The sequence below is a fragment of the Polaromonas sp. P1_E1_2 genome, from assembly GCF_056406035.1.
On record NZ_JBFUAZ010000321.1, the window covers coordinates 1 to 4,709 of the forward strand.

The window sequence follows — 4,709 nt, forward strand, 5'->3', positions numbered from 1 at the left end:
CCGCAACACCCTGGATGACGCGCGAAAACATTTGTGCGTTACCCAAGTGGCGTACCTCTACCTCAAAAGATTCTTTCGGGTTTTGTCCATTGGATGAGATTAGGCGCAATGATTTTGCCGCCATCCAACTTTCTTTGTCAGAGCACGCGGCATGGCTGGATGTGACCTGAAATAGTGCAATGACAATTGAGATATAAAAAAGACGCATGGTCAAGACACTCAACGTTGAAAGTGAGCCGCACTCAGAAGCTTGGCGCTATAAGTCGCGCCGAAAATCATGCGCCTCGCGGAGCCGCGGCGTTGTGTGCCGGTCTCGATCGGCCTGTTAGGCAACATGGCCAGGCCGTTCTTTGTTCCGGTGCGCAATCCAATAGGCCAACACCGCGAGGGTAATGACCAGTGCCTGAGCTGGAAAAAGCAGCACCCATGCGATTTCGGTGTCCCTGTAGCTTCTCGCCAAGAGACTGGCCATCCAAAAACAGAATGCAATAAGAGCTGCATTCCCCGCGGCGAGAGTAGCAAGCCATAGCGTAACGCTCGCGCGGGCTCCCATCAAAATCAACGCGGAGCAATACAAGACTGCGGAACACCAAGCGTAGTTCGCTAGAAGGTGTTTCCACTCAAAGCCCGTGTTGCCAATGAATTGTGAGTAGGCCAGGAATATCGGACCAGGCAGAACGAGAAGCGAAACAATCGCAATGACTCGCATGGTGCGGCCTAACGTTGGAGTTGATCGGCGAGCGGGAGGCGTGTGCACGGAGCGCATTGAAGCACTCGGGCGTCAGTGTCGAACGGCTTGTTTGATGCCATTGCCACTAGTGGTTCCTCAGATAGTTCCGGGCAGTATAGATACCAGCCGTCGCGCACAGCCCGCCAACTAACCACGCTAGCGTCAGTCCGAACCACGCAAGCCCTAAGGCCACTCCGATGCAACTGCCGGGGGGACAAAGCTTTTCGTTCGCAAGGTGCAGCAGTGCACCGCAGAGGATGGTCCATCCAATCCACCCGGACCACAGAAACCTACGAAGTCGGTGCGGCGGGAGTTCGTCTGGATGATTCAAGAATGCACCAACCGCGAAGCCAACCCCAAAAAGCGCGAGCACCATAACGAGCAGTGTTTCCATGGTATCTAACGTAGAAGTCACCGGCGCTGCGCGGCTTTGCCGCACGGCGTCAGTGTGGACTGCCGTGTTAGGAACTCTAGGGCGAACATACGTCTTCCTTTTCTTGCCGACTGACACAGACTTTCACGGTACCTAGGTAATTTGCTGCCGCTGAAAGCCAGCTAACCGGGTCCTCTTCCTCTGCAGAGAACACAAACGCCCCGGGTGCACGGATGTCAAATGGCCTTACCCTCTTGATCATTGATATGACATATGTGCGCCGAGCAGAAGAAATGGCTTTGACGAAGGTAAGTTCCCCCACGTTCTTGTCCTGGAATCTAGAGCAGTAGAACTGTGCATAAGCAAGAGTAAAGATGCCTTCACTACGCGGCTTAGGTGGCACAACATTGGAGTTGGGACAGGCCTTGGCCGTCACACCAAGAGTGAGGCGGATGGCGTTCGTTACAGCATCTTCCGGGGGAGACGGCTCCAGAATGGCTAGAGTGATTGATTCTTTCCATGCAGACCCCTCCTGGTCCAGAGGGGCCCAAGCCGTAAATTCGAGTCCGTCCTTCTTTTGTTCCGCTGCCTTCTTCCATCCCGCCCAAGCGGGTGGGGCATGAATTCGTAGGCCTTCTCGTTCCTGCCCAAATGCATTGCATAGAGGAAGAGCTGCGACTAGCAGTAGTACTAGGCGAACACGCATTTGGAGTTCTTAACGCAATGTATACCGCAAGGTCTGCGGTATAACATCGCGCCTGCGGTATAACCAGGCCACTGAAAACCCAGCCAAGTGCTTGTTATTAAAAGACTTATTGCTCATTTTGAGTTTCGTTCAGATCGATAAAAAGAACACCAAACCCCGCAAACCGATTCTAGGCGGGCAGTGTGGCTACCGCCTCCTCAATATGGACGAGCTAAGCCTAAACAGCCGATTCCGTTGTGTTTGGTCATCCTCGCCCATAAACCGGTGAAAAAAACGCGCTGCCCCGGTCGCCGCTGAATCCCCCCAACAAGACCCCGTCCCGGTGTTGGAGTGAACTCCTTGGTCCAGCCCGAGGGGTTCACTCCATAACTAGATCAGATTTCGACGGATTCAACACGCTAGAGCAAGGGTGCGACTGAAGCCTGGTTTTTGTTAGCCATGGAGCAACCTGCGTTTGAATTCAGCCGACCGACCAGCGCAGCTCGCCAGGGTCGGCTGCAATGACGGGTCGGGCGTCTTAGTGACGGCGGGTTTCCGCAAAGAACTTATCCCTATACGCCGAGGCAGACTCTGGCAATTCCATGACCTCTGCAGCCGCTTCGAGCCGCTTCCAGAATGCCGCCTTGCATGTGAAATCTTCCGCAATGATGGCAATCTCTTGCAGTGCCAGGCCAAGTTCATTGTGGGCAAGGTATTCATCGAACTGAACCAATGAATACTTCTCTGAGTCCGCGTCTGTAGCCGCCTCAACAAGGTAGCGACGAGCATCTTTCAGGTTTGCTTCAGCAATACCCCAGGTCTTCCATAAACGCGGATTGGTCATGACGCCCAACGTTTGAGCTCAACGGATGGCGGCGGCCGAAGCCCCTCAGAATTAGTCCGCTGGAGTGACGGGTTAGATGTGCCCATGCTCTATAGCTGCCCCACATTCGGGACAGAACTTATCGAGTGGTGCGACCTCATGGCCTCGAATGCATTTTCGGTTTTTCAGCAACCTGGAGTTTTTGATTGCGGAGTACAGCGTTGCAAACGCCGCGCCGTAGAAAACCATCCAATGCCCAGAGAAGAGACGCACTTCGGCGCCGGAATTGGCAGCATTGCTCCCGTCTCTATGGCTGGGTACGTTGCTCATACCTAGAACGAAATTGAGCATCGCGTATCCGAAGAGCCCGTAGATCGCATAGCGTGCCCAAGTTGGGCAGCCCGATAGGGCCAGCTTCCAAAAATCAGAGCGTCTTCCGTGGCGTGACATACGATTGGCGACCAAGACCGTCGGAAGCCACACTACGAAGATGCCGGCGTGCAAACCCCAAACCAGATGTCCACCTGGAATTGGCAGGCCAATCAGGGCTGCCAGGTGACTTCCTACGCTGAGAAGCAGACCAACTGCCGATAGCAGCATGAAGGGATACAAGAGGACGTTCATGGTGTCAAAAGAGGTCTAACGGTGGAGGTAAGGGGCGGCTTGTGCGATGCGCAAGACGTCTCATTGACTGAGGGGTTGGGCCACAAGCAGCGTTTATCGAACCACACATCTTCATGGTTGGAGCCATCTATCAGCAAGCGATACCCTGGCGGCAACTCAAGATACTCGACAACCCATGGTAGGTTCTCTGCCAGATTCTCCACATGCAGGAGGGCAAAGAAGTCGCTGGCTTCTGACGGTTCACCTCCGGACCAGAAGTACCAACCGTTAGTACTTGTCGTGGGCTTGTGGCGAAGGCCGTGGATTGGTTCAGTTCCGATCGTCGACAACGCGATGCCTACTTTTGAACCGGCTACAGGTGGCAACGGCGATGCGCCCACCCATTCACAAAGCGGACTTCTCACGGAGCACTCGCATTGTGTTTCCTCGGGGTCTATCGTTTGAGACCACCGGCACGTAGCAAGCGCCGCGCAGCAGGAATCTGCTGCTGTGTCCGAGTGGGTCGACCAGTTAGCTTTTAATTGCTGCAACACTTAGCTTTTTCCTGAGTATCAAAAAAGTGATTGCGCCGATCGGAAGAGCAATCGCAACGGTCCATTGTCCGTACAAGGGGGCAAACGCTCCCGCACTAAATAGCTGTAAGGACAAGGGCGCGAAACTCCATTCGCCAGTTGTCCAGTTCACTGCAAACTTTCCAAACCCAAGCATAACGAACAGTACCCACGGCCACTTTCGGCCTTTGAGTTTAGACCTTCCGCAAACAACAAGCGCCCAGAGGGTAAGCAACGGAAAGACTATAGCCAACGCAAAAACAAGGTATTGAATTGGCGTTTTTTTTGCTAACGTGAACCGATTCTGTTGTTCAAGTGAAGCTGGCTGGGGAGCGACACTAAGGCCAACTATGGTGGCCTTACCACCATGATTCCTTACGGCTAGGGACAGTGCTACTGTGCGGCATACCGTGAAGTTAACCATTCACACTCCCGCCAGCGCCCTCAATTTTCTGCAATAGGAATGATTGCGCATCGGGTGCAACGCCGGCAAGCGGAATGGTGACTTGACTGGTGCGTGAAAGGACTAAGAGCCAGAAATCGGGATAACGCCGTACCTGTCTGACGGCGGACCAAGGAAGGGTAAAAGCGCCCAGTTCGGATGAAACGCTGAAACCCGAGGCGTCACCTTGCAAACTAGCCTCCGGAGAATGCATTTTCCGGAACTTGCGGAGAGAGCTTCGCAGGGATACCAGGTAGAAGCCTACTGCGAAAGTTGCGCAGAGGATTAGCAGGGTGCCCATGACTCCAACGAACCAGGAACGGTCTCCATGCCACACTAGATAAGCAAGGCTTGTCGCGACGAGTAGCAGAGCCACGACAAAGCGAAGGCCAAACGCACGATGCCAGCTTGCAAGCGCCGCATCTCGAATAACGGCCTCTGTGTACTGTAGCCTGACACTCACTAGCATGGCGGCTAATGT

At 54.0% G+C, this 4,709-nt stretch carries 5 protein-coding genes; all 5 read right to left on the minus strand.

Translation table 11 applies throughout. The features are described 5' to 3' along the window. Positions 1–2,326 precede the first annotated feature (2,326 nt). Positions 2,327–2,632 carry a hypothetical protein gene (locus AC1D1P_RS14635; RefSeq protein ID WP_477673486.1) on the minus strand — a complete coding sequence of 102 codons (306 nt, stop codon included), beginning with the start codon at positions 2,630–2,632 and terminating at the stop codon, positions 2,327–2,329. A gap of 72 nt (positions 2,633–2,704) precedes the next feature. Next, positions 2,705–3,235: a hypothetical protein gene (locus AC1D1P_RS14640; RefSeq protein ID WP_477668246.1), complete on the minus strand. Its 531-nt coding sequence runs from the start codon at positions 3,233–3,235 to the stop codon at positions 2,705–2,707. Further along, on the minus strand, positions 3,232–3,768 hold the full coding sequence (locus AC1D1P_RS14645; protein ID WP_477673487.1) for an immunity protein Imm33 domain-containing protein: 537 nt from the start codon (positions 3,766–3,768) through the stop codon (positions 3,232–3,234). The genes AC1D1P_RS14640 and AC1D1P_RS14645 overlap by 4 nt, the downstream gene beginning before the upstream one ends. After that, positions 3,746–4,210 carry a hypothetical protein gene (locus AC1D1P_RS14650; protein WP_477673489.1) on the minus strand — a complete coding sequence of 155 codons (465 nt, stop codon included), beginning with the start codon at positions 4,208–4,210 and terminating at the stop codon, positions 3,746–3,748. Before AC1D1P_RS14650 ends, AC1D1P_RS14645 begins: the two co-directional genes overlap by 23 nt. Next, on the minus strand, positions 4,203–4,709 hold a 507-nt coding region (locus AC1D1P_RS14655), incomplete at its 5' end, for a YcxB family protein (RefSeq protein ID WP_477673488.1). The genes AC1D1P_RS14655 and AC1D1P_RS14650, both read right to left, overlap by 8 nt.